The 25824-nt window shown below is 40.9% G+C and carries 24 protein-coding genes and 1 pseudogene; all 25 read right to left on the bottom strand.

Annotation, left to right across the window (positions count from 1 at the left end; genetic code table 11):
- Window positions 1-8 precede the first annotated feature (8 nt).
- Window positions 9-602 (bottom strand): DUF938 domain-containing protein, encoded by a 594-nt coding sequence (locus tag GARC_RS08645; RefSeq protein ID WP_007618943.1) that lies wholly within the window; start codon window positions 600-602, stop codon window positions 9-11.
- Window positions 599-3262 (bottom strand): methionine synthase, encoded by a 2664-nt coding sequence (gene metH / locus GARC_RS08640; RefSeq protein ID WP_007618941.1) that lies wholly within the window; start codon window positions 3260-3262, stop codon window positions 599-601. Before metH ends, GARC_RS08645 begins: the two co-directional genes overlap by 4 nt.
- Window positions 3263-3271: 9 nt before the next feature.
- On the bottom strand, window positions 3272-4330 hold the full coding sequence (locus tag GARC_RS08635; protein WP_039989191.1) for a homocysteine S-methyltransferase family protein: 1059 nt from the start codon (window positions 4328-4330) through the stop codon (window positions 3272-3274).
- 53 nt (window positions 4331-4383) lie between these two features.
- On the bottom strand, window positions 4384-5304 hold the full coding sequence (gene metA, locus GARC_RS08630; RefSeq protein ID WP_039989189.1) for a homoserine O-acetyltransferase MetA: 921 nt from the start codon (window positions 5302-5304) through the stop codon (window positions 4384-4386).
- Window positions 5305-5477: 173 nt separating this feature from the next.
- A complete protein-coding gene (locus GARC_RS08625) occupies window positions 5478-5900 on the bottom strand; it encodes a DUF2802 domain-containing protein (protein WP_007618936.1) in 423 nt (140 codons plus the stop codon).
- Window positions 5901-5991: 91 nt separating this feature from the next.
- Complete coding sequence (locus GARC_RS08620) at window positions 5992-6486, bottom strand: chemotaxis protein CheW (protein ID WP_039989209.1); 495 nt, start codon at window positions 6484-6486, stop codon at window positions 5992-5994.
- 25 nt (window positions 6487-6511) lie between these two features.
- Window positions 6512-7217, bottom strand: a pseudogene (locus tag GARC_RS27700) (chemotaxis protein CheW).
- On the bottom strand, window positions 7214-7993 hold the full coding sequence (locus GARC_RS08610; RefSeq protein WP_007618932.1) for a ParA family protein: 780 nt from the start codon (window positions 7991-7993) through the stop codon (window positions 7214-7216). The pseudogene GARC_RS27700 and the gene GARC_RS08610 overlap by 4 nt, the downstream one beginning before the upstream one ends.
- 98 nt (window positions 7994-8091) lie before the next feature.
- Window positions 8092-9204, bottom strand: a complete 1113-nt coding sequence (locus GARC_RS08605; RefSeq protein ID WP_007618931.1) for a protein-glutamate methylesterase/protein-glutamine glutaminase — start codon at window positions 9202-9204, stop codon at window positions 8092-8094.
- Window positions 9205-9271: 67 nt separating this feature from the next.
- Window positions 9272-11371 carry a chemotaxis protein CheA gene (locus GARC_RS08600; protein ID WP_007618930.1) on the bottom strand — a complete coding sequence of 700 codons (2100 nt, stop codon included), beginning with the start codon at window positions 11369-11371 and terminating at the stop codon, window positions 9272-9274.
- Between the two features lie 12 nt (window positions 11372-11383).
- On the bottom strand, window positions 11384-12148 hold the full coding sequence (locus GARC_RS08595) for a protein phosphatase CheZ (protein WP_039989187.1): 765 nt from the start codon (window positions 12146-12148) through the stop codon (window positions 11384-11386).
- Window positions 12149-12181: 33 nt separating this feature from the next.
- Window positions 12182-12565, bottom strand: coding sequence for a chemotaxis response regulator CheY (gene cheY / locus GARC_RS08590; RefSeq protein WP_039989185.1), 384 nt, complete (start codon window positions 12563-12565; stop codon window positions 12182-12184).
- Window positions 12566-12621: 56 nt separating this feature from the next.
- A complete protein-coding gene (locus GARC_RS08585; protein ID WP_007618927.1) occupies window positions 12622-13353 on the bottom strand; it encodes an RNA polymerase sigma factor FliA in 732 nt (243 codons plus the stop codon).
- Window positions 13350-14216: a MinD/ParA family ATP-binding protein gene (locus GARC_RS08580; protein WP_039989183.1), complete on the bottom strand. Its 867-nt coding sequence runs from the start codon at window positions 14214-14216 to the stop codon at window positions 13350-13352. The genes GARC_RS08585 and GARC_RS08580 overlap by 4 nt, the downstream gene beginning before the upstream one ends.
- Window positions 14213-15520 (bottom strand): flagellar biosynthesis protein FlhF, encoded by a 1308-nt coding sequence (flhF, locus tag GARC_RS08575; protein ID WP_007618923.1) that lies wholly within the window; start codon window positions 15518-15520, stop codon window positions 14213-14215. The genes GARC_RS08580 and flhF overlap by 4 nt, the downstream gene beginning before the upstream one ends.
- Window positions 15521-15565: 45 nt before the next feature.
- Complete coding sequence (flhA, locus tag GARC_RS08570; RefSeq protein ID WP_039989182.1) at window positions 15566-17665, bottom strand: flagellar biosynthesis protein FlhA; 2100 nt, start codon at window positions 17663-17665, stop codon at window positions 15566-15568.
- A 189-nt stretch (window positions 17666-17854) separates the two neighbouring features.
- Window positions 17855-18979: a flagellar biosynthesis protein FlhB gene (flhB, locus tag GARC_RS08565; protein ID WP_007618917.1), complete on the bottom strand. Its 1125-nt coding sequence runs from the start codon at window positions 18977-18979 to the stop codon at window positions 17855-17857.
- A gap of 17 nt (window positions 18980-18996) precedes the next feature.
- On the bottom strand, window positions 18997-19758 hold the full coding sequence (gene fliR, locus GARC_RS08560) for a flagellar biosynthetic protein FliR (RefSeq protein WP_407636165.1): 762 nt from the start codon (window positions 19756-19758) through the stop codon (window positions 18997-18999).
- Window positions 19759-19815: 57 nt separating this feature from the next.
- On the bottom strand, window positions 19816-20085 hold the full coding sequence (gene fliQ / locus GARC_RS08555; protein ID WP_007618912.1) for a flagellar biosynthesis protein FliQ: 270 nt from the start codon (window positions 20083-20085) through the stop codon (window positions 19816-19818).
- A 50-nt stretch (window positions 20086-20135) separates the two neighbouring features.
- Window positions 20136-20891 (bottom strand): flagellar type III secretion system pore protein FliP, encoded by a 756-nt coding sequence (gene fliP, locus GARC_RS08550; protein WP_007618910.1) that lies wholly within the window; start codon window positions 20889-20891, stop codon window positions 20136-20138.
- Window positions 20888-21397 (bottom strand): flagellar biosynthetic protein FliO, encoded by a 510-nt coding sequence (fliO, locus tag GARC_RS26285; protein WP_081587527.1) that lies wholly within the window; start codon window positions 21395-21397, stop codon window positions 20888-20890. The genes fliP and fliO overlap by 4 nt, the downstream gene beginning before the upstream one ends.
- The gene (gene fliN / locus GARC_RS08540; protein ID WP_007618907.1) at window positions 21357-21776 is read right to left on the bottom strand and encodes a flagellar motor switch protein FliN; all 420 of its coding nucleotides are present in this window, start codon (window positions 21774-21776) and stop codon (window positions 21357-21359) included. Before fliN ends, fliO begins: the two co-directional genes overlap by 41 nt.
- Window positions 21777-21805: 29 nt before the next feature.
- Window positions 21806-22864 (bottom strand): flagellar motor switch protein FliM, encoded by a 1059-nt coding sequence (fliM, locus tag GARC_RS08535; protein ID WP_007618905.1) that lies wholly within the window; start codon window positions 22862-22864, stop codon window positions 21806-21808.
- Between the two features lie 28 nt (window positions 22865-22892).
- Entirely contained in the window at window positions 22893-23414 is a 522-nt protein-coding gene (gene fliL / locus GARC_RS08530) for a flagellar basal body-associated protein FliL (RefSeq protein ID WP_007618899.1), read from the bottom strand.
- Between the two features lie 98 nt (window positions 23415-23512).
- Window positions 23513-25747 carry a flagellar hook-length control protein FliK gene (locus tag GARC_RS08525; RefSeq protein ID WP_007618897.1) on the bottom strand — a complete coding sequence of 745 codons (2235 nt, stop codon included), beginning with the start codon at window positions 25745-25747 and terminating at the stop codon, window positions 23513-23515.
- Window positions 25748-25824: the final 77 nt, after the last annotated feature.

Genomic DNA, 25824 nt, shown 5'->3' with positions numbered 1-25824 from the left:
AATTCAGGTTATTGTTTTTGCCAGATCAACATGAAGTTATTTGCAGGCATTGCCACTTTCTCAATGAGAACCAGAGGTTTAGCCCAAAGGGTCAGCTCATCAATATCACGAATACCACCACATCCTTGTTCTCTTAGATGCAGATCAAAGGCTTTATTAGACTCACTGGTATATTGCCCATCAAACTTATAAGGGCCATATTGGCAAAACACCCCACCAACAGGCAAGTTATCGGCCACAAGTTGCATCATAAGTTGCGCTTCAGAAGGTTGCATTATGTGTGTTGTATTCGCCGTATACACGGCATCAAAAGTACCTAAAGGCCAATCGTTAACACCGATTGTAAATGGCATAGGTTGATGCAGGTTTTTAACTGGAACATCGTTGAGCCAAGCTTTTATGCCACTATGATTATTAGGCATATCGCTAGTATGCCATTCTAAATGTGTCAGCCTAGGAGCAAAATGTGCGGCATGTTGACCTGTGCCAGAACCAATTTCTAACAGTTTTTTTCTATCCGCCAAAATTCTATGCAAGACCTCTAAAATAGGCTGCTTATTATTTTCACATGCTTGGCTAAAAGGTTTTTTGCTCAATGTCATTGCAGGTTAGGCCCTAGCCATTTTTCAGCTTCTAATCTGTCCCAGTTTTTACGCGCAGCATAATCGAGTAATTGATCTTCTTGTATTTGTGCCACTGCAAAATAACGACATTCTGGATGAGAAAAATAAAAACCTGATACAGCAGCTCCAGGCCACATGGCGTAATTTTCTGTGAGTTTCATACCTGTATTTTTTTCCGCATCCAACAAATCCCAAATCAGTTGTTTTTCGGAATGTTCCGGACAAGCCGCATAACCTGGGGCAGGTCGAATACCTTGATACTTCTCACGAATAAGTTCTTCGTTAGATAATTGCTCATCAGGTACGTAGCCCCAAATTTCTTTACGTACTTTTTTATGCAAATATTCTGCAAAAGCTTCTGCAAATCGATCAGAGAGAGATTTAACCAATATAGAATTATAATCATCACCATCATCTTCGTAAGCTTTGGCGAATCCATCTTCCCAGGTTCCTGCTGTCACAGCAAATGCGCCAATATAATCGGCTTTGCCTGAAGACTTAGGCGCAATAAAATCACTTAAACAATTATTTGCCCCTTTAGGTTTTTCTGTTTGTTGGCGCAGATGGTGAGCTATGTGTGCCACTTGATTACGACTTTCGTCCGTATAAATTTGAATATCGTCTTGCACTCGATTAGCGGGAAATATACCTATAACACCGCTAGCCTTAAGCTCAGGGTTATTGCATAAGGTTTTTAACATGGCTTGTGCATCATCAAAAAGAATCTGTGCTTCTTTACCAACAACGTCGTCTTGTAAAATGCGCGGATATTTACCCGCCAAAGACCAGGTTAAGAAAAACGGTGTCCAATCAATGTATTCAACCAATTCTGCCAGTCCTACACTCACAGCTGTCACGCCCAACTGTTTGGGTACAGGTGGCTGATAGTTATCCCAATCAAACTTAAAACCATTTTCACGGGCTTGCTCTAAAGTAACGGGTCTAGTGCGCGGCTTTTTCTTGGCGTGTTGTACCCGCACTTTTTCATAATCGAGTTTTAATTCTTCTGCATAGATGGCACGATTTTCTGCGGTGATCAGTTTCTGACAAACTCCAACAGCTCTACTGGCGTTAGGAACATACACCACTGGATGTTGATAGTTATGCTCAATCTTCACTGCAGTATGTGCTTTTGAAGTAGTTGCACCACCAATCAGCAAAGGCAAGTCGAAGTCCAAGCGTTGCATTTCTTTTGCAACATGCACCATTTCATCAAGTGAAGGGGTGATTAGTCCTGATAAACCGATCATGTCGACATTTTCGTCCTTGGCCACTTGCAATAATTTTGCACAAGGCACCATCACACCAAGGTCGATGATCTCAAAGTTATTACATTGCAGCACCACACCTACAATATTTTTTCCAATATCGTGCACATCACCTTTTACAGTCGCCAGCAAAATTTTACCGTTACTGCTGCCCTGGTCTTTTTCAAGCTCAATATAGGGATTAAGATAAGATACCGCCTTTTTCATCACGCGGGCAGATTTGACCACTTGGGGCAGAAACATTTTTCCTTCACCAAACAAATCCCCGACTACATTCATGCCATCCATCAATGGCCCTTCGATAACATGTAGCGGTTTTTCTGCTGCTAGGCGAGCAGCTTCGGTGTCTTCCTCTATAAAGTCCATAATACCGCGCACTAACGCGTGTTCTAGACGTTTATTGACGGGCAATTCACGCCATTCAAGGTTGTCTTTGACTAGGGCTTTACCGTCACCTTGATATTTAGGTGCTAGCTCTAAAAGTTTATCTGTAGCTTGATCATGACGATTTAGGATCACGTCCTCCACCGCATCTTTTAATTCTGCGGGGATCTGGTCATACACTTCTAACTGGCCAGCATTCACAATCCCCATATCCATACCAGCTTTGATCGCATAATATAAAAATACAGAATGCATAGCTTCACGAACGGGATTATTGCCACGAAATGAAAAAGAGACGTTTGATAATCCGCCCGAGACGTGAGCATGGGGCAGATTTTGGCGAATTCGCCTAGTGGCATTAATAAAATCTACTGCATAATTATTATGTTCTTCGATGCCGGTTGCCACGGCAAAAATATTTGGGTCAAAGATAATGTCTTGAGGTGGAAAGCCAATTTTTTCAGTGAGTAATTTATAACTACGTTCACATATCTCAAATTTGCGGTCTTCTGTATCTGCTTGTCCTTTCTCGTCAAACGCCATGACCACTGTGGCGGCACCATAACGTTTTAACAACTTAGCTTGATGCAGAAAGTTTTCCTCGCCTTCTTTCAAACTAATTGAGTTAACAATAGCTTTGCCTTGCACACACTTTAAACCTGCTTCGATGACTGTCCATTTAGATGAATCAATCATGATAGGCACCCGAGAAATATCGGGTTCAGAGGCAATTAAATTTAAAAAGCGCGTCATCGCTGCTTCAGAGTCCAACATGGCCTCATCCATATTGATATCTATGATTTGCGCACCATTTTCAACTTGTTGGCGAGCAACATCCAAGGCTTTTTCGTACTCATCGTTAAGGATCAAACGCTTAAACATGGCGGAACCAGTGACGTTGGTGCGTTCACCTACATTGATAAAGTTTGCAGAGGTCTTCGCTTCGACGAGAATATCTTGTTCTAAATCTACTTCATTAATACTCATCACAACCGCCTAATGGACAAAAGGTTCTAAACCAGACAGGCGCATTTTCACCTCTCTTTGGACTATTTTACGAGGTGCGAAATCTTTTACCGCATCGGCTATGGCCGCAATGTGTTTTGGCGTGCTGCCACAACAGCCACCCACAATGTTTAATAGACCTGACTCTGCCCACTCTTTAATGTGCGCAGCCATCTCGTCACTTTCCATATCGTATTCACCAAACTCATTAGGTAAACCCGCATTAGGATGGGCGGAGACAAAACATTCGGATATTTGAGATATTTCCTCTACATATTGGCGCAATAAATCAGGACCTAATGCGCAATTTAAGCCAAAAGAAAAGGGTTCTACATGGTTCATTGAATAATAAAAAGCTTCAGCCGTTTGACCAGATAATGTGCGCCCAGAGGCATCGGTAATAGTGCCAGAAATCATCACAGGTAAACTGAATCCCAGCTCATCAAAAACTGTCTGTACCGCAAACACTGCTGCTTTAGCATTTAAGGTATCAAAAATGGTTTCCACCATGATCAAATCTGCGCCACCCTCAATCAATCCATGAGTCGCTTCCACATAAGCTGCAACCAATTCATCAAAGGTAACGTTACGTTTGGCGGGGTCGTTTACGTCAGGAGAAATCGAGGCGGTGCGACTAGTCGGCCCTAAAACACCTGCTACAAATCTAGGTTTATCCGGTGTTAGTGCGGTAAATTTATCTGCTGCTTTTTTAGCTAACTTAGTTGCCTCAATATTTATCTCTTTTGCCAAGTCTTGCATATTGTAATCAGACATGGAGATAGTGGTAGCGTTGAATGTGTTGGTTTCAATAATATCGGCACCCGCTTCAAGATACGCACAGTGAATGTCATAGATGATCTTAGGCTGACTCAAAACTAATAAATCGTTGTTGCCTTTCACATCAGAATGCCAATCAGCAAAACGCTCACCTCGATAATCCGCTTCTTCTAGTTTGTGTTCTTGGATCATGGTGCCCATGGCACCATCAAGCAACAAAATACGTTTATTTGCAGCGTCAATCAGTTGTTCTTTTAATTGTTTTGGGGCCATTCGCTGACTCAATGTATTTCCTCTTCACTCTTACACTATATAAATTAATTTTTTTACTCAGAAAGCTGATCCAAGTCATAAGGGGTATTTTGGTAAACGTAATAATTCAACCAATTAGTAAACAATAAACTTCCATGGGCTCGCCAATTAACCATAGGATCTTTATTTGGATCATTATCCACGAAGTAGTTTACTGGGATTTGCGGCTGACCATTAGTCGATAAATCTCTTTGGTATTCTTGTTTTAAACTATCGGGGTCGTACTCAGGATGACCAGTCACAAACACTAAACGTTTATCTTCAGATGCGACTATATAAGCACCACCTTCATCTGACTTAGCCAATACATTCAGTTCAGGTATGGAAGCGTAGTCTGCCAAGCTTATTTCACCATAGCGTGATTGCGGAGCGTAAAAGGCAGGATCAAAACCTCTGAGTAATTCATCATGCTCATTTTGTACGAAGTGGCGATAAACACCGCTTAACTTATGGTCACGAATTTGCCTATTTTTACCGAAAAAATGATAAATAGCTGCATGAGCGGCCCAACATGAAAATAAAGTAGACTGCACATGGCGACGTGCCCAATCCATAATGAGAGTCATTTTTTCCCAATACTTCACATCTTGATAGGCAAGATGTGCAAGTGGCGCGCCTGTTACAATTAATCCGTCATATTTTTTATTTGCCACGTCATCAAATTCCACATAGAAATTATCCATGTGCGCTGCAGGAGTGTTTTTAGGGGCTTGGTTATCAATACGAATTAAATCGATATTTACCTGCAAAGGAGTATTTGAGAGCAAACGTAAAAACTGCTCTTCAGTTTCCATTTTATTAGGCATCAAATTCAAGATACCCACTTCCATTGGCCGAATATCTTGCGTCGCGGCACGCTCGGTATCCATAAAAAAAATATTTTCCTTGTTTAGCACATTTTGTGCGGGCAAGTTACTTGGAATTCTAATCGGCATAACAGATCTAAGGCTAAAAGTGATACCAACAAATTTGGCTCAATACGCTAAAAAAGTCAACATCTTTACGTCTAGACGTCTAAACAAAAATTATAGAAATATAAAAATCAGTCTTAGATAGACAAAGTGATCCACAAATTAAACTGTAATTTTTTCTTTTTTTTGGGGGGGGGTTATTTTTGGCTTTTATGAAGATTAAACAATAATTCAGCTTCTGCGGCAGGCATATCACATTCTCGCATCACATCTTCAAGACTAGCGCCTTGACTAATAAGTTTAGTACCTTTGCTATAGAAACGGCTTTGCGGATCTTGTTCGACTAAATTTTCAACTAAACTTTGTTGAGCTGCCTGTAAATTATCGACTTGCTGAACTAATTCTTTGACACGGCTACTAACTCCATAATTACCGCTACGGATTTCATGTAATGCTTCATTGAGGTTATTCACTGTTTTGCTTAATTCTGACAGTGAACTACTCTGCGACACAATGATTTCAAGCTGGGTGTTATAGCGCTTAAACAACACGATCAAAAAAGTTAAACAAACAATGGAGACAATCAATGCTATTAAACTTAGTAATAATGGAAAACTCATAATTATCTCTAAAAGGACAACAAAATACATCTCACTATAACGTAGGCTGGAAAATTACGCCTAAGAGAAAAGTGCTGCCTAAATTCCACATTTAAATATTGGTGATTTCGGTCCACTCTTCGTCATTGAGCAATTTATTTAAGTCAACAAGGATAAGCAATTCTCCATCTCTGTTACTCACCCCCTGAATAAACTTCGCACTTTCTTCTGTACCCACATTAGGTGCACTGTCGATTTCTGAAGAGCGTAAATACACTACTTCAGCGACACTGTCGACGAGAATACCAACCACTTGTTCTTCTGACTCGATAATGACGATACGGGTGCTATCTGTAATACCAGAAGCGGGTAACCCAAAACGAGAACGCGTATCGATAACGGTAACAACGTTTCCTCTTAGATTAATTATCCCCAGGACATAATCGGGAGCACCTGGTACTGGAGCGATTTCGGTATGACGCAGTACTTCTTGTACTTGCATAACATTAATACCGTAAGTCTCGTCGCCTAATTTATAGGTAACCCACTGCAAGACTTCATCACCGTTCGCGGCTGCTGCATTACTTGAATTTCTGTCGTTACTCATACCCATTGCTCCGGCCTTAAATAGGCTAATCGTTACTGCTTAAACCTTGGTTCAACATGTTAATAAACTGTGGAACATTCACCAAAGCACACATTTTCTTTTTAACCATCCCAGATAACCATGGGCGACTAGCTTCAACATTTCGCCATTTCACTTCATCTGGTAACAATGTCTCGGTGGTAATCAGACTTTCACAGCCTAACCCCCAACCACTTTCACCTAATACTATAAGATATTGATATTTTGTGGTTTCTGCCAGCTTTTCAAGAGCTTTTTCTGGCATTACCCATTTTGCTGTATCAACCACATTATACTTTTCGTCACGATGTAGCAAAACACCTTTAAACCATGCAGGTTTACCAAACAGAGGATTAACAGTCTCAATCTGATGTATGCCACCTAATTCAGTCAAAGGCACAGCTAATGTTAATCCTGCCACTTCAAACAGTAACACTTGAAATTCCCCTTTAGGAATAACAGGTATGACAACTTTTGTTAGTGTTTTATCAGTTACTTGCTTTTTTTTCGACCTGAGACTCTAGAACTTTAGCAATCACTGGAACAGATTCTTCTATTGGTTGAATAAAAGGCTTAGTTCTAGGAATAGGCGCAGTCTTCAGCAACTGTTCAACAGACTGACGTTGAACATCTTCAATAATAGGCTCTTCTGTCAACAAAGCTGACATGTAATCTTCCATCACATCTTCGTTAGCGAAGGGATTACCGCTCATTTTTGTGTTTCCAATTTTTGTAAATAACTCAATAATTTAGCATAGGCGAAAACCCCTCGGGATTTCGGGCAATATACTGATGGCGGGCTTTGCGCCTGACTGGCATCTCTAAATCGTGTATCAATTGGAATTAACCCAGCCCACATTCTATCTTTATAGGTGCGAATTAAGGTACTGTATGCTTCAGTTGCCGCGTTAACACGTTTATCGTACATTGTTGGCACTATAGTATAAGCAAATGTTTTTGCTAGAGATTTTTGCATGATTTCCATAGAATGCATCATTCGCTCCAAACCTTTTAACGCCAAAAACTCGGTCTGTACTGGGATAACAACCCTGTCACACGCAGCCAAAGCGTTAATCATCAACACACCTAAAACAGGCGGACAATCAATAATTGCGTAATCAAACTCATCTCGTAAAAGATCCAAGGCGCGCCGCAAAATTAATCCCATTCCACTTTGTGTGCCTAACTTTCGATCAAGAGTAGCTAATGCCATTGTCGCAGGTAAAATAAACAAAGAGTCCAATTTAGTCGAACAAAGACAGTTTAAAACATCATCTTTAGTAACCGACTTCCCAGCCATAAAGACATTATACAAACTTGTAGATAATTCTTCTGAATCAACACCAAAATAATAACTTAATGAGGCCTGTGGATCTGTATCAACTAATATCACTCGTTGTCCACTTTGTGCCAACAAACCGCCGAGGGTAACAGTTGTAGTAGTTTTACCTACACCACCTTTATGATTCGCGACAGTCCAAACTACCAAACTAAAAACCACCCTTCAAAAATGAGAGTCAAAGAGATTCCAGAGACACTTAGTTCAACATTCTCATTTTGAAACAACACTCACAGTGCTCCTTTGCCTTAGTCTAATATTTCGCTAATTATATGACTTGCCATATGAGCAATGTCATAATTTGCTTCGGATATATTGGCAACAGTTACTGCCTGAGGCATCCCGTATACAACGCTACTCTGCTCATCTTGCGCCCATATTTTAGCACCCTTGGCTTTTAAAGTTTTGCAACCTTCCCTACCATCAGCCCCCATACCCGTTAAGATAACAGCAAGTACATTACCAGCATAAACCTGCGCCACAGAATCAAAAGTCACATCAACACTAGGCTTATAAGCTGTATCAGGAAAACGCTCGGGCTCAGAAATGGTGACTGTTGCATTACCCGCTCTGCCCTCAATGGTCATTTGTTTACCACCGGGAGCGAGATAACAGACCCCAGGGGTCAACCTTTCACCATGAACAGCTTCTTTAACTGTTACAGCACATAATTCATGTAAGCGTTTCGCAAAGGCCTGAGTAAATGTACCTGGCATATGCTGCACCAACACTACTGGGATAGGGAAGTTACTCGGTAACTCAGTCAAAATTTTCTGTAACGCCACAGGTCCCCCGGTAGAGGTACCTATAGCTAAACAAGCATAGTGACTGGAAGCGGAAGCGTCGAATTTGGTCTTTTTAACTAGTGTACTTGCTACTCTATTTACATTTTTGATTGGTGGTGATGTTGTAGATCTAAATGCATTGGAGCCTGTTCTTGACAATGAACTAGTACCGAACAACTTTCTACCACACAGAGCTTTAACACGGTTTTGTAGCAACAGAATGGCTTCTTTTCTGTTTAGAGCAATATCTTCGAATTTCTTAGGGAGAAAATCTAATGCTCCGGCATCCAATGCATTCAATGTTGCTTGCGCGCCTTCCTGAGTAAGTGATGAAAACATAATAATAGGAACAGGATTACTGGCCATTATTCTCTTCACCGCTGTGATCCCATCCATGACGGGCATTTCAATATCCATTGTCACAACATCAGGTTTTAAAGATGCAACTAAGGTTAACGCTTCCTGACCATTTTTGGCTTCACCAACCACCTCTAATTCAGCGTCATCCTCAAGTATCTGTTTTATTCTGCGGCGAAAAAAAGTTGAATCATCAACTATTAAAATCCTATATGCCATCTTCGCCTATCTTACCCGTATCTATAATTATCAATTTCACGTTAGGCTTATTTAAGAGCATAAATACCTATGTTTTTTTGGCCGCATACCTTTTCAGTAATCCGGGTACATCTAATATCAACGCAATCCCACCATCACTTGTTATGGTTGCTCCCGCCATGCCAGGCGTACCTTGAAGCAACTCATCCAAAGGTTTAATAACGACTTCTTCTTGGCCAATCAGTGCGTCGACTACAAAGCCAAGCTGCTGAGTACCAATTTGTACCACAACAACATGTCCTGTGGTTTTATCAATATTAACTTCCCCTCTTGCTAACCATTCACCCAAATAAAATAATGGTATAGCTTTAGAACGGACGATCATGGTTAACTGACCATCAACAGTATTGGTTTTTTTCATATCAAGGTTGATGATTTCATTCACAGAACCTAGCGGTAGAGCAAAGGTTTGTTTACCTATGACTATCATCAGCGTTGGTAATATTGCCAAGGTCAAAGGCACTTTTATTTCAAGTGTAGTGCCCACGCCCATCTTGGAATCAATATTGACGGTACCATTCAATTGATTGATTTTGGTTTTTACCACATCCATACCGACACCACGGCCTGATACTTCAGATATTTCAGTTTTAGTTGAAAATCCTGGGGCAAAAATCAAATTAAAAGCTTCAACATCGGTCATTCTTGCTGCTGTATCAGCATCCATTACCCCTCGGGAAACCGCAATTTCCTTAAGTTTATCTGGATCCATGCCCTTACCATCATCGATAATACTCAGTAGAATATGATCACCTTCTTGAGATGCGGACAACTTAACAGTACCCATAGTGGGTTTGCCTGCAGCCTTCCTTTCTTCTGGCATTTCAATACCATGATCAACTGAATTTCGGACTAAATGCACTAAAGGATCGGCTAAGGCTTCAACCAAATTTTTATCTAAGTCAGTCTCCTCGCCTTCAAGTACAAGTGTTATTTCTTTTTTTAATGTTCTAGCAAGGTCACGTACAACTCGAGGAAAACGACCAAATACTTTCTTGATGGGTTGCATACGCGTTTTCATCACCGCGCCTTGTAAGTCACCCGTTACCACATCTAGATTGGCTATGGCCTTAGCCATACTTTCATCATTAACATTAGTACTAAGACTGAGTAGACGGTTTCTCACTAAAACTAATTCGCCGACCATATTCATAATCTGATCTAGACGCTTAGTGTCGACCCTTACGGTTGTCTCTGCCTGAGGAGGAGGCGCAGATTTTTTCTCCTCTGTTTTAGCTATGACAGCTTTAGTTTGTTCTTCTTTCTCAACTGGTGCGGCAGCTTGTTTTACTTCCGCAGGTTTAGTTTCGCTTACAGCAGTTGGTTTTTCAGGCTCTTGCTCTACTGGACCTTTACCTTTGCCATGAAGTTGATCTAAAAGAGCTTCAAACTCATCATCAGAAATGTCATCAGGAGAAACACTTTTCTCAGGTGTTTTTGGGGTCTCTGTTACCGGCTCACTAGCAGTTTTTTCTTCACCTTTAAATTGACCTTTACCGTGCAATTGATCGAGTAGCGCCTCGAATTCATCATCACTAATATCTTGATCATTTGCAGTTGTTTCTTCTACCGCAGAAGGTTCCTTAGAGACTGGAGCCCCGCTGCCATGCAACTCATCAAGCAATGCCTCAAATTCATCTTCACTAAAATCACCGGAGGCGGTTGCTACTTCATCATTAGCTGTGGCTTTATTAACTGCAGATTCAGGCTCACTTTTAGGCGCGGCTTCTTCGGCTGATTCTGGTTTACTGAGTCTGGTAAGTGTATCGATCAGGCTCTTATCAGCTGCGACCAGAGGAGCTCCGGCCTTGACAAGATCAAACATTTGCACGACTTCATCTGTGGCTTGTAATATAACATCCATCAGTTCAGGCGTAAGCGCTCGTTGACCATTACGCATAACATCAAAAACGTTTTCTGCGCCATGGCATATATCTACTAACTCAGTCAGTGATAAAAACCCAGCCCCACCTTTGACGGTATGATATCCCCTAAAAATAGCATTTAGTAGATTCGAATCTTGAGGATTATTTTCTAACTCAACGAGTTGTTCTTGTAATAACTCTAAGATCTCTCCGGCTTCAACCAGAAAGTCGGCTAATATTTCCTCGTCAACATCAAAAGCCATATTAAAGCCCCCTTAAAATCCCAGACTCGAAAGCAAATCATCAACGTCATCTTGATCTGACGCCACGTCTTCTCTGCTGTCGGCATCCAATATTGGACCTTCAGCCTTTATCTTATCGGCTTCATTCTCAGATTTGTTAGGTTTTTCAACAACCTCGGCACCATCTTTAGGTTCAACGCCGCCAAACATAGTGAGCATGTAGACTAAATTGTCTTCAACTTCTTTAACTAACTCGATAACTCGTCTAATAATTTGACCAGTCAAATCTTGATAACCTTGAGCCATCAATACTTCTGTCAACAGGCCAGTTAACTTAGCAGAATCTTCACTACCATTTTTCAGAAAACCATCCATTTTTTTAGCAAGCACATTAAATTCGCCCACTAGCAACTCTCGCGCAAGCAATTTATTCCATTCTGGCATGATCTTAACTATCCCATCATGCAAGTTCTCTGCAATAGGCATACAAGAATCCACCAAATCCATGGTTTTATTTGCTGCTTCTTCAGTTGCTTCTATGACGTAAGTTAGTCTAGTTTGTGCATCTGGAATATCTTCGTTCGCCATATTAATGATGCGAGGATCTAGTTGAAAGTTATTTAATGAATCATGGAGTTGACGCGTCAATTTACCGACTTCAGCAAATAACTCTAATGAACTTCGAGCGCCAGCAGCGTCAAATAACTCTTGAGCTCCCTGGTTATCTCCACTTTCGATCAACGTCACTAGTTTTTTTGCGTCTTCAAGAGAAATTGGCGCAGTGTTCATGGTCGTCATACAGTCTTTTCTCGCAATTAGCTTAGCCTGAATTTAACCAAGTCGTTCAAAGATTTTTGCTAATTTCTCTTTTAATGTTGCAGCAGTAAAAGGTTTAATAACATAACCGTTTACCCCAGCTTGTGCTGCAGCAACAATTTGTTCCTTTTTCGCTTCTGCAGTCACCATCAAAACAGGAATATGTTTTAAATTGGCGTCTGCGCGTATAGCTCTAAGCAAATCAATACCTTGCATACCTGGCATATTCCAGTCAGTTACTACAAAATCAAAATCACCTTGTTGCAACATAGGTAATGCAGTACTACCATCATCTGCTTCCTGTATATTTGCAAAGCCAAGATCTTTAAGTAAGTTCTTGATAATCCTTCGCATTGTTGAAAAATCATCAACAACAAGGATCTTCATATTCTTATCCAAAACCACCTCCAGTGAGAGTTTTAACGCTCAGGTTAAACCCAACTTTATTACGATAATTACTTGTCGTTTGAACGCCAATATTGCATGCGTGACTTTAGTTTCAGCATGGCTTGGCTATGTATTTGACTCACTCTGGACTCACTAACATCCAGTACTTCACCAATCTCTCTTAAATTCAGCTCTTCGTCATAATATAGAGACAATACTATTGCCTCACGCTCTGGTAACGTTGTAATGGCATGCGCCAGAGCCTTTTGAAACGAACCTTGAAGAAAATCTTCAAAGGGTGTGTCTGAACCTTTTGTTTGTTGTGTACTGATCACATCTTCCGTTACACCTAAGTCTTCCATGCCGATAATTTTTCCAGCATTCACTTCATTCAACATTTGGTGGTAACTTTCGATACTGACTTGTAATTTTTCTGCCACATCTAAATCGCGGGCGTCACGACCAGTTTCTCTTTCAACTTGATTAATAGCTTCGGTAATAGCCCTGCCATTTTTATGCACAGAACGAGGAGTCCAATCACCTTTACGTATTTCATCTAACATGGATCCTCTAATACGGATCCCTGCGAAAGTTTCAAAACTGGCGCCTTTACTACCATCAAAATTTCGTGAGGCTTCTAATAAGCCTATCATACCTGCTTGAATCAAATCATCAACTAACACACTAGCTGGCAAACGCGCGATTAAATGATGAGCAATACGCTTAACTAAAGACGCGTGTCTTTCAACCAGCTCATTCTTATCGGCCAGTTGTTGATAAGCAGCAGCTTTACTACTCACCTGTCGTCACCCACTGTTTTTTTGGTGACCAATTGTTCTAGGAAAAATTCTAGATGACCACCTGGTTGATTCGGAATGGGCCACTCCATAGCTTTTTTGGCGAGCTTTCGAATAGCCATAGCTGCAGGTGAAGTAGGAAATGCTTCCACTACTGCTTTTTGTTTTCTGACCGACTTGCGAACATTTTCATCAAACGGAATAACGGCTACAAGTTCTAGTGCCACATCTAAAAATCTATTGGTCACTTTAGTTAATTTGGAAAACAATTCGTCACCTTCACGCATACTGCGCACCATATTGGCAACAATTTTAAAACGAAATATGCCATGTTCTTTATTCAGAATTTTTATCAGAGCATAAGCATCGGTTAGGGATGTTGGTTCGTCACAGACAACCATCATAATGTCCTGTGATGCCTTGGAAAAACTTAATACCATGTCTGATATACCAGCCGCAGTGTCAACAATTAGCACATCAATTTTTGATTGTAATTCACTAAACGCCCGAATAAGACCTGCGTGTTCTGTGGGCGTAAGCTCTGTCATCGATTGGCTACCAGAGGTAGCTGGAGCAATTTTAATCCCGTAGGGACCTTCAACTAACACCTCATCTAGAGTACATTCGCCCGATAATACATGAGACAGATTTTTTTCTACCCTAAGACCTAAAAGCACATCAACGTTAGCTAAGCCTAAATCGGCATCTAACACCATGACTCTTTTGCCTTGTTGCGCAAGTGATATAGCAGTATTGAGGGTAACATTTGTTTTCCCCACTCCACCCTTTCCACCTGTCACGGCTATTACTTTTATTAATCTAGATTGATTCATTCTTCTTAAGCTACTCGCTTGGTCCTCAATCATACTGCTACTACTGCGTTATTAACGTGATTAGCGCTAGTATGAATTAAACCGTATTTTTTATAAAGCTTCGCAGCACTAGTAATTAAAAATTTAGTGCTTGCAGATTGTAAATCTTCAGGTACCCGTTGCCCGTCAGCCAAATAACAAATTTTTAATTTGTTCTCAATTGCCACACTGATTACCTCTCCTAAACTGTAACACTCATCTAATTTAGTCAATATACACCCTTGTAAAGAAATCTGTCGATACTCATTTACTGTTTGTTGCATGACTCGATACTGACAGTTAGCCTGCATCACTAAATAATTTCTGATATTAGCACAAGAGTTCTGTTTCATTGTTTCTAACTGTTTGATTAGTCTAGCATCTTTCTGACTAAAACCAGCGGTATCGACTAATACCAAACGCTTATTTCTAAACTGATAAAGTAAATCTGATAGTTCGTTTGAATTTTGAGCTTGCTTAACACTGCAGCCAATAATTTTTCCATAGGTAGCAATTTGTTCGTATGCACCTATTCGATAATTATCCAAAGTAATAATAGCCACTTGCTCAACGCCATATTTATGTGCAGCTTGAGCAGCGAGTTTAGCGATAGTAGTGGTTTTACCTGTACCAGTAGGTCCCATTAATGCCACCACTCCGGGTTGGGACAGGATATCATCAGGTTTGGTTTGTAATCTATTAGCCAAAAGTTTAAGAAGAAACAACCAAGATTGTCTTTCATCGGCCTCTTCAGGCGCGTAAGACACCACTTCTTCAGCTAAGGCATCCGAGATCCCCATTTGTTGTAACCTTTGCAACAAATATCCATGCAGTGGATGTTTGCGATTCTTTTCTTGTTCAATCAAGCCAGATACTTGGAATTGCAAAATGTGTCGCAAAGACGATAACTCTTGACGCATTTCTTTGAGTGCATCTTGTTGCTGGTTATTTTGCTGAGCAGCAACCGCATTACTTGAATACACTTGCTGCTGTTTTTCGGGTACCTGCTTTAGGTCTTTAATTTGTGTGGGAGAGGCAGACTGAGACTGTTTTTCCAACAATGCTTTTAAACTATCAGGTCCAGAATCACCAATAATCTCACTTAAAGTCGGTGTTTTTCTAGTTTGACTAGCTTTGCTTGTGGGCTCAGATTTATTAGGCATTAGCTGTGCATCAGGCTCTTTGTCGTAGGCAGCCACTATCTCGATACCGTCAGCATGTTTTTTATTGGACATAATAACCGCTTCACCACCCAACTCGTCTTTAACTTGTTTGAGTGCTTCTCGCATATCTTTGCCATAAAAACGTCTGATTTTCATATATACCCCTTAAATACCAACACTACGCTTGCTCATCCCGTCAGATTATTGACCCACGGCACTGACAATTTTAATTTGTTTGTCATCAGGTATTTCCTGATAAGACAATACATGTAACCCACTCACTGAGTGTTTTAAGAATTTTGACAATACAGGCCTTAACATACCTGAGGTCAATAAAACTGCAGGTTCACCTGCTAATTCTTGTTGTTGCGCAGCATCGTTCAACGAACCTTGCAAACGTTCTGCTAAGCCAGGTTCAATTCCTGCGCCATCTGCTCCACCAGCTTGAAGAGACTGGTGCAACATCTGTTCCAATTCTGGCGCCAAAGTAATAACAGGGATTTCCGCCAATCCTCCGTTTATTTCTTGCACAATTAAGCGTTTAAGTGCGATACGCACCGCTGACACCAAAACGTCGGGATCTTGGCTTTTCGGACCAAACTCACATAAGGTCTGTACTATGGTGCGCATATCTCTTATGGGCACACCTTCATAAAGCATGGTTTGCAAGACTTTAACTACAGTACTCAAGGGCAATATATCAGGTACTAAACCTTCAACTAATTTGGGACTATTTTTGGCTAACAAATCTAATAATTGCTGTACTTCTTCATGGCCTAACAGTTGATACGCGTTGTTGGTTAACAATTGACTTAAATGTGTAGCCACAACAGTAGCGGCATCCACTACCGTATACCCAAGGGTTTGTGCATGTTCTCTTTGATTGGCTCTGATCCACACGGCATCAAGTCCAAAGGCAGGATCCTTAGTTGCTTTACCTTCTAATTTACCAAATACTTGTCCGGGATTAATCGCCAACTCATCATCGTGACTTAGTTCAGCTTCACCAACTGTGACGCCTAACATTGCAATAGTGTAGTTATTCGGGCTTAAATCTAAATTGTCGCGAATATGTACCGGAGGGATCAAGAAACCCAATTCTTGAGATAATTTTTTACGTACACCTTTAATACGTGTAAGCAATTCACCACCTTGAGCTTTATCGACCAATGGGATCAACCTATAACCCACTTCTAAACCTATGGTGTCAACATGTTGAACGTCATCCCAACCAAGCTCCTTTATTTCTGCAGGTTGTTGATTTTTTTCAGGTAAAGACTTAACAATCTCTGGCTCATTGGCAATTTTCTGTTGGCGCCAGTTACTGTAATAAGCGTAACCACCCACCACAGCACTAAAACCTAAAAAGGCAACGTGAGGCATCCCGGGAACAATACCCATCACAAACAAGATACCAGCGGTAATATAAAGCGCTCGCTGATTACCTAATTGTCTAGTTAATTCTTTGCCCATTTCTTGTGAGTCGTTTTCTCTTGTCACAATAATGGCGGTCGCAACTGACAGCAATAACGACGGAATTTGTGCCACTAAACCATCACCTATGGTCAATAAGGTGTATATTTCAATGGCATCGCCAAAAGCCAAGTCGTGCTGGATCATGCCAATAAACAAGCCCCCCACTATGTTAATCAACATAATGAATAAACCCGCTACCGCATCACCTTTTACAAATTTGGATGCACCGTCCATAGAACCATAGAAGTCAGCTTCACTGGTGATTTCAAAACGACGTTTACGGGCCTCATCAGAATCAATAAATCCTGCATTTAAGTCTGCATCTATGGCCATTTGTTTACCGGGCATGGCATCCAAAGTAAAACGTGCACTGACTTCTGAAATACGCCCAGCGCCGGCGGTAACTACTTTAAAGTTAATAATCAGTAAAATTGCAAAGACCACTATACCTACCGCATAGTTACCCCCAATAACAACTTCACCAAAAGCTTGTATCACCTTACCTGCTGCATCGCCCCCTTCGTGGCCTTCAAGTAAAACTATCCTTGTGGACGCTACATTTAAGGCAAGTCGTAATACAGTCGCAATAAGTAACACTAATGGGAAAATACCAAAATCAACGGGTTTCTTAGTAAATACTGACACCAAGATAACCACTAAAGACAAGGCGATATTGAAACTGAATAGAATATCCAATAAAAAAGCAGGCATGGGCAGGATCACCATACCCATTATTGCTAACAAGACTATTGGTGCGCCTAAACCAGTTGCCGCTGACTTAAAATGGTTTTTATCAAATCGATTAAAATAGGAAGCTAATTGCATAAACGATATATTGACGCTTTGTTGATTTTGTTAACCTTAAAAGGAGTAAAAGCAACTAGTGCGCCAAGTCTTTGGATAAAGCAGAATTTTTTGTATTAACGAACCTAAACTCAGGTTAAGACGCGCCGCCAACTAAAATAAATCCAATAAAAACAATGTATTAAACCATTTTAGATCAGGTTAACTTGGTTAACGTCTTAGCTCTGGGGGGATAGGCAAGTTAGTTTTTAATGGTTTAGGACGTTTACCTTTACCTTTTTTATAGGCTTTTAATTGATAAACATAAGCCAATACTTGGGCTACGGCCATAAACAGTTTTTCTGGAATTTCGTGTTCTGCTTCAGTGGAATAATAAATAGCCCTAGCTAACATGGGGGACGCCACAATAGGTACCTCATGTGCATTGGCAATAGTCCGAATATGCATGGCCATTTCATCGACTCCTTTCGCCACTAAAGTTGGTGCGCGAGTACCAAGCTGGTCATACTTTAACGCCACAGAAAAATGAGTAGGGTTAGTCACTACCACATCAGCATTGGGCACTTCTTGCATCATACGATTAGCGGCTGCTTGATATTGTAACTTACGAATTCTGCTTTTTACTTGGGGGTCGCCATCAGCATTTTTACGCTCGTCTTTGACTTCCTGCATAGACATTTTCATTTCTTTATTATGTTTGTAGCTCTGATAAGGCACATCAAAAGCCGCAATAGGTATCAGTGCAAAAGTCATAATTAAAAAGCCCCATGCAATTAAGTCCATGGCATGAAACAGGTTTCCAGGATATAACTCTAAGTCCAAATGTAATGCCTCATCCTGAAACATCATAAGTGCTATATAGGCCATCATTGCCACCACCACAAACTTGGCTATGGCTTTTAATAATTCCACTACGCTGTTCATACCAAACATACGTTTAAAGCCCGCAATTGGGCTTATTTTTTGTGCTTTAGGCTTAGTGCTATCCCAAGTGAAATTATACCCTCCTAACGCAATATTGCCGTAGACTCCAGCGATAGTCACAATCATCATATATAGTAACACCGGCATACTAATAGTATCTAAAGCGAATCCCCAAGCTTGAAACATATGGGTAAAATCATAAGTTTCATCACGTGACAAAGTAAACATACGCTGTGCCACTTCAAATACCGCGCTAGCAATCTGAGAGCCAATAACTAAAAAACTAATACCGCTAGCAATTAACACTAAGGCCGTCGACAATTCTTTAGACCGTGCAATCTGCCCTTTTTTACGGGAGTCCTCGGTTTTTTTGGCTGTGGGTTCTTCTGTTTTTTCGTTTGCATCAGACATGATTTACCTCCCTTTGTTTAAGGACAAACTAACACTAACTGACACATCATCTGCTGTGCCCGATCCCACATCACTTCAAAGTGATGGGTTAAGTTGTCTAACGTTAACCAAATTATCAGTAGTCCCATAATTTGTGCGATGGCAAAACCTATACTAAAAATATTCAATTGCGGCGCCGCTTTGGTCATTACACCAAAAGCTAAGTTAACAATAAGCAATGACACTATCGGCGCCAGAGATATAGTCACAGCTGAAATAAACATCCAGCCTGCCCAATGGGCAATATCTCTAAATTGTTCAGGGGCAAACCAGGCTTCTCCAATAGGGAAAGCTTCAAAGCTCATTACAACCATACGGATCATGGCTAAGTGCCCATCTAAAGCCCAAAACAATAAGGTTGCCAAAATTAGGTAAAACTGCCCCACTGCTGGCACATTAATGCCATTTACAGGATCGACTATAGATGCAAAGCCCAAACCCGTTTGCAAGGCAACGATTTGGCCCGCTAACACAAAAGTATTAAGTACCATATTCGACAAAAAACCTAAGGCGATACCAATGATTAACTGTTGGATCACTAATAAAAAAGTCCCCACAGAAAAAACCTCTGCTGCTGGAATTGGCACAGGTGGGATGACCGGCATAATAATAAGGGTTAAAAATAACGTGAGTAACGCTCTAGTGGTTGGCGGCACGGTCTTAGCACTCAAGCCCACCATAGAGGCAAATAACCCCGAGATGCGCATAAAAGGCAACAGCATGTCCGCTAAGTACTGCATGATGGTAGTAGTGGCAATATCCAAGACTTTAGCCTCGAGCCTGAAAAACTAACACCGCTAACCCACTACTTCGGGAATACGCTCTACCATAGTGAAAAAGAAGTCCATAAGCTTTTGTACTAGCCAATGCCCTCCCCAACTAAGTGCCAATAAAGTGACAATGAGGCGCGGTAAAAAACTCATAGTTTGTTCGTTGATAGAGGTGGCAGCTTGAAACACAGCAACAATTAACCCCACAAATAAGCTAGGAAGAATAATCGCTGAAACCAACAGAATAACCATCTGCAACGCTTCTTTGAGTATTTCAACAAAGACTTCTGGGCTCATGGGCGCACCTTATTGATTTTTTGACTATTATTTTGACTAAGTAACATTCGCTAACCCATCCCAAAACTATTGGCTAAGGTACCAAAAACTAAATTCCAGCCATCCACCAAAACAAATAACATGAGTTTAAAAGGTAATGACACGATCATCGGTGACAACATCATCATACCCATGGCCATCAAAATCGAGGCAACCACTAAATCTAAAATCAAAAAGGGAATAAACAACATAAAACCAATTTGAAACGCAGTTTTTAATTCGCTGGTCACAAAAGCCGGGATCAGCACATTCATTGGCACATCGACGGGATCTTGAAATTGTCCATCCATACCGCCAATTTGCACAAAGGTTTCCAAATCTTTAACCCTAGTTTGCGCCAACATAAAAGCACGTAATGGCTCTTTACCAATTTCATAGGCCTGAATTGAAGTAATTTCTTCGTTTAAGTAAGGTTGCAGTGCTGTTTCGTTTATCTTTTCAAATACAGGAGCCATGATAAACATCGACAAAAACAAACTCACGCCGATTAGAATTTGGTTAGAAGGTGATTGCTGCAAACCTATGGCTTGACGCAATATAGACAGAACTATAATGATCCTTGTAAATGAGGTCATCATCATTACAAATGCGGGTAGCAGGCTTAAGGACGTCATGATGGCGACAACCTGCAAGGTCATTGTATAATCTTTACTACCGTCAGGATTATCGGTAAGCGTCAATGCAGGGATCCCTGGTTCAGCCAAAACCTGTCCACTAACAATACCTAGCAGCAACATCAAACAAAGACTCAAACATGTTTTTTTCATGATTGCTCTCCACTCGTGTCTTTTGCTTTAGCATTTGGAGCCATAGCCGGATTTATTTTACCGGCCATAAACAGCGCTAGTTTATCTTTGAACTTATCATTACCCGACAAGGATGCTGGCGAATTATCAATAGGTGTCGTTAGGGTCGCCAGATGATTAATATTGTGAGCAGTAACACCTATCAAATGTTGTTCACCTGCCACTTCAATAACCATGACCCTTTCTTTTGCTCCAGCCATCATTGAAGCAACAACTTTCAGATTTGAGGTGCCAGATTGAGTGACGTTAAACCGTCGCATCAGGAACGCCAACATAAAAACAACGCCAATAACCAGCAATAAAGACAGGAAAATTGACACTATTGAAGTGGGGTTTGAGAGAGTTTGAGGCGCCGAATTGGCCTCAAATGAGATACATAAACATGAGCCGAGAGCTATCCAAGCCCATGTTTTATAAGCTATTTGTCTATCTAAGCTTTTTGATTCTTTCCAGTTGGCTAATAACATCAGTTAATCGAATACCAAATTTATCGTTGACTACTACTACTTCTCCATGAGCAATCAACGTGCCATTTACTAAAACATCTAATGGCTCTCCAGCAACTCGGTCAAGTTCCACTACAGATCCTTGGTTTAATTGCAGTAAATTTCGAATACTGATATTGCTGCGACCAACCTCCATAGAGATAGTCACTGGGATATCTAAAATGGTGTCGAGCTTACGTTTTTCTGTGGGCGTTATTTCACGATCTTCATCAAACTCTTCAAGTTCGGCTACTTCTGCCCCCAAACCTGACTCATCAGTGGCGCCTTCAGTCTTACCTTCTTCGTCAGCTTGCTCAGCCATGGCCGCAGCCCAATCGTCTAAACCGTCTTCTTCACTCATTATTTACTCCATACTCTGGATAACAGGGATTACCAATCATCTTCAAGGGTTTGCAATTCGGCGTCGCTGTCAATTCTTCGACCACCTTTAGTTAACAGTTGCAGCTCAGACTTCACAGAAGTCGGGCGCGGAATTTTTTCAATTATCTTAAGTGCCACATTGTCTCTTGAACGTCCTAATTTAGCTCTGAAAGTAGGAAGATCTTCAATTAATACCGTAATATGTTCAGGCATTTCGATGGGGATCACATAACCTGGTTCCAGCTCCATGATGTCTGCTAAAGTCAACTTCAGATCCATCATATGGGTAGATAAAGACACCTGCACATCCATAATTTCATCTCTTAAAGCCTTGCTCCAGCGCAAATCGGTGTCTTCTTTATCACTTTGTACACCGGCATCTAAAAGCTCTCGTATTGGCTCCAGCATTGAATATGGCAGGGATACATGGAAATCACCACCGCCACCATCTAGCTCTATATGGAATGAGCTGATCACTACAACTTCAGTAGGGCTAACAATGTTGGCCATGGCTGGATTAACTTCAGAGTCTAGATATTCAAATGAGACATCCATAACAGGTGCCCAGGCCTCTTTGTAATCTTCAAAGATAAGCTTCAATAACATCTGAATAATACGCCGTTCAGTTGGGGTAAACTCTCGGCCTTCAATTTTTGCGTGATAACGGCCATCACCACCAAAAAAGTTATCAACCAAAATAAAGACTAGTCTGGCTTCCATGGTAATCAGTCCAGTGCCTTTGAGTGGGCGAAAACGCACCATATTCAGACTGGTAGGCACAAACAAGGTGTGAATGTACTCTCCAAATTTAATCATTTGGATACCATTAATAGATACTTCTGCCGAACGACGCATCATATTAAATAGACTGACCCGCATATGCCGAGCAAAACGTTCGTTAACGATTTCAAGGGTTGGCATGCGCCCACGAACGATCCGGTCTTGAGAAGAGAAGTCGTATTCCATGGCTGAGCCATCAGACACACCACTGTCAACTTCTTCTTCCTCAACATCGTCTACACCATGTAATAGTGCATCAATCTCGTCTTGGGATAATAAATCGCTCAATCTAACTCTCTCATTAACAAATCAGTTGTTATTGCATTACAAAACCGGTGAATAGTACTTCTTCCACGGTTTGATTGCCGCTGACACCTATCATGGTTTTTTGTACTTCTTTCAATGCGCTATCGCGAATCGCAATTTTTCCCGCCTCGGTGACTAAATCATCAGCATTGGCAGTACTAAAGGTTTTTAATAAAGTACCTTCAATCAAAGGAATATGCATCTTAGCTTGTTCTTCGTTATCGGAACCACGCATCATTAGCTGCACTTTAATTTCTACTAAGCGGTCTCGAGTTGACCCCGGCACATTAAATACAAAGGGTCTGGGCATAGCGACATACAAAGCAGTGCCGGTTTTAACGATAGTTGAGTCAGCGCCCTCGTCCCCTTGCACTAAAGCTTCACCTTCAGCTTCCGGCATCGGGCCATCATCCCCCATCAAAAAGTAATAAGCGGCACCGCCACCTGCAATCAGCACAACAACAGCAACAATAATAATAATCAGTTTGCTTTTTTTGCCGCCCTCTTCCATTTTTAATTCTTCTTCAGCCATGCTTTATTCTCAAATTATCAAACCGTGGCGTTAGTATCAGCTCCAAAGTTAATTTGGCAAAGTGCTTTAGGCTATTTACTTGCAAATTTATTCGCGAACTAGACAAAATAATCAATTCCCCCTAAGGCACCATTAACAATATTTTGCTGGGCTAAAACTTGCTCAGGTCCCTCAAGATTTTCAAGCTCCTCATTACCGCTGCCACCCTGCCCGGAGAATTCACCATCCCCCTGGCCTTGCTGACCATCACTTTCTTGACGCACTGAAGATTGGCCTAGTTCTATGCCTTTTTCAGCCAACATTTCTCTTAATCTAGGAGTGGCATTGTCAACGGCATCTCGTGCAAGTTGTGATTGAACCACAAAATTCACCGTTGCTGACTCTCCTGACACTGCCACTTTTACATGCACCGACCCTAATTCAGCAGGGTCAAGTCGAATTTCAGCCACTAGATTTTTAGTATTCACCATCCAGCGGACTTTTTCAGCTAACTGCTGATGGCCTTCTGGTTTAGCTATATTAATGGCTTTATCGAATTTGCTCTCAAACTGATTTAATTGAATTTGTTTACTTTGTTCACCTTGAATTTGTGCGACATCTCTTAATGAAGCACTATAAGTTTGGTCGTGATGATGCTCAATCGCCCGGTTCATTGTTTGTGCAAAATCGAGTAATTGCGATACATTGTTAAGCGCCTGTTCTAAGTTTACAGGGGCTTTGCTAACAACGGAGGTGTCGGTTGTTTTTGCTAACGCATCTGCTACTAAGGCTTTTAAATCCATACCCGGCTCTCTGCCTTGAGATAACTGACTTTTAAACTCTTCTAAGCTCGACTTTAACTCGGCAATAAAATCTTTTGACGAAGATCCGACTAAATTAGTGATTTCAGTCGTCTTAGGCATAACTGCCTGCTGAGCTAGCTGTTCCGGGCTTATAGTCTCGTTAGTATTTTTAGTATCAAACACGCGCTGGGCAATATTCTCCAATACCTTATCTAGCTTATTATCAGACAAGTTTAAAATGTTTTTTATGTCGTTATTATTAGCTACTTTCTCGGTTTTATTCGAGTTAAGTGAATTATTAGGCGCAACGTGAACATCTTGCTCAAGTATATCGTCTTGCTCGGATACAGATCCTAATTTTGGTAATAACGTCTCAACTTGCTGGGCTTGCACTAATTTTTCCGGTGCATCAGAAAAAACAGGCTTAGCCGATTTAACGGTTTCTTGTACACCGTTTTTGTTAATTTCAGAGCCATCTAATTCAGAGCCATCTAATAAGGTGCTCAGCAGCGCTTTATTTTCACCTAAAGTTAGGTCTACTTGTCCGTTGGTTTCAATTTGCTGATTTGCTAACGCTGAGTCTTTTTTAATAACGTTATCTATTGTTGTATCAAGCGTTTTTTGCTCCGCAGTGTCAGAGCCATTTTTTTGACTGACGTTCTGCAGTTGATTAAGCAAACTTTGTAAAACTTCAGGTTGTGCTAACAATAATTCAGCCGTCTTTTGTTGGATATCATTAGACGACTCTTGGCCAGTATCACCCTCGGCAGACAATTTTTCTAATGCCTGCTGAATCAATATGGCTAGGCTAGCTTGGTTTTCCTCTTTGGCAGCAAGGGATCCAAGATCATCCTTGCTGACATTTTCGTCATCTACAAAACCTGTTTGTAGAGGTTCTGGCATCTCTGAATCGGCACTAAGCTCCAACAGATCTTGAGCAACTTTTTGGGATAATATTAATTCATCCGCCAATACATCTAAAGATTCAACCTCACTATCAACTGAAGGTGTATTAGTAAGTCGCGAAATATCCACCAGTTTTTGCAGGTTATCAACTAATGTTACCCATTCTTGAGCATCATTATTATCTGCTTCAAAATCGTTTTGTTTTGAGGTTAAAAGCAACTCTGCTTCTGTATTAGCAACTTCTAGTTCACCATTTACTTCACCATGACCTTCTAAACTATTATCAGCAGCATTATCTTGAGTGGCAGATTGCACCGCAGTTTTGTGTTGTGATGAGCTTGATTTATGTGCGTCTTGAATTTCTATAAGCTCATTTGAAGTGTTTTTTTGCTGCAGTTTTTTACTCTCTTTATCAGCTGAAATAGGAGCTTTCTCCATTTCGTCAAGAGATTGTTGCAACATAAGTTTTCTTGGCGAGTGGGGAGGTGGTCCATCAGATTTAGCAGCAAACGAATTTGGGGAGTTTTGATCTTGCAATAACTTGCCAAACTGTTCATTAGAATCAGTACCACTAATTGAATTTGACCCCGTACCAGTGGCAAAAGCGGCAATTTCTGATTTAGTTGTGGCAACATGTTGCATCATTATTTATTATCCCTCGAACTGAGACGTTTAGGTTAAACTGCTGATTCATAAGCTATTTATTCTTTACCATGCCATTT

The organism is Paraglaciecola arctica BSs20135, from assembly GCF_000314995.1.
Lineage (GTDB): Bacteria > Pseudomonadota > Gammaproteobacteria > Enterobacterales > Alteromonadaceae > Paraglaciecola > Paraglaciecola arctica.
This window is presented reverse-complemented; position numbering and strand designations above follow the sequence as displayed.

Coding starts and splice junctions, on each gene's coding strand:
- GARC_RS08645 (WP_007618943.1), bottom strand. CDS start 602: ATGACATTGAGCAAAAAACCTTTTAGCCAAGCATGTGAAAATAATAAG.
- metH (WP_007618941.1), bottom strand. CDS start 3,262: ATGAGTATTAATGAAGTAGATTTAGAACAAGATATTCTCGTCGAAGCG.
- GARC_RS08635 (WP_039989191.1), bottom strand. CDS start 4,330: ATGGCCCCAAAACAATTAAAAGAACAACTGATTGACGCTGCAAATAAA.
- metA (WP_039989189.1), bottom strand. CDS start 5,304: ATGCCGATTAGAATTCCAAGTAACTTGCCCGCACAAAATGTGCTAAAC.
- GARC_RS08625 (WP_007618936.1), bottom strand. CDS start 5,900: ATGAGTTTTCCATTATTACTAAGTTTAATAGCATTGATTGTCTCCATT.
- GARC_RS08620 (WP_039989209.1), bottom strand. CDS start 6,486: ATGAGTAACGACAGAAATTCAAGTAATGCAGCAGCCGCGAACGGTGAT.
- GARC_RS08605 (WP_007618931.1), bottom strand. CDS start 9,204: ATGGCATATAGGATTTTAATAGTTGATGATTCAACTTTTTTTCGCCGC.
- GARC_RS08600 (WP_007618930.1), bottom strand. CDS start 11,371: ATGGCTTTTGATGTTGACGAGGAAATATTAGCCGACTTTCTGGTTGAA.
- GARC_RS08595 (WP_039989187.1), bottom strand. CDS start 12,148: ATGACGACCATGAACACTGCGCCAATTTCTCTTGAAGACGCAAAAAAA.
- GARC_RS08580 (WP_039989183.1), bottom strand. CDS start 14,216: ATGATTGAGGACCAAGCGAGTAGCTTAAGAAGAATGAATCAATCTAGA.
- flhF (WP_007618923.1), bottom strand. CDS start 15,520: ATGAAAATCAGACGTTTTTATGGCAAAGATATGCGAGAAGCACTCAAA.
- flhA (WP_039989182.1), bottom strand. CDS start 17,665: ATGCAATTAGCTTCCTATTTTAATCGATTTGATAAAAACCATTTTAAG.
- flhB (WP_007618917.1), bottom strand. CDS start 18,979: ATGTCTGATGCAAACGAAAAAACAGAAGAACCCACAGCCAAAAAAACC.
- fliR (WP_407636165.1), bottom strand. CDS start 19,758: ATGCAGTACTTAGCGGACATGCTGTTGCCTTTTATGCGCATCTCGGGG.
- fliQ (WP_007618912.1), bottom strand. CDS start 20,085: ATGAGCCCAGAAGTCTTTGTTGAAATACTCAAAGAAGCGTTGCAGATG.
- fliP (WP_007618910.1), bottom strand. CDS start 20,891: ATGAAAAAAACATGTTTGAGTCTTTGTTTGATGTTGCTGCTAGGTATT.
- fliO (WP_081587527.1), bottom strand. CDS start 21,397: ATGTTATTAGCCAACTGGAAAGAATCAAAAAGCTTAGATAGACAAATA.
- fliN (WP_007618907.1), bottom strand. CDS start 21,776: ATGAGTGAAGAAGACGGTTTAGACGATTGGGCTGCGGCCATGGCTGAG.
- fliL (WP_007618899.1), bottom strand. CDS start 23,414: ATGGCTGAAGAAGAATTAAAAATGGAAGAGGGCGGCAAAAAAAGCAAA.
- GARC_RS08525 (WP_007618897.1), bottom strand. CDS start 25,747: ATGATGCAACATGTTGCCACAACTAAATCAGAAATTGCCGCTTTTGCC.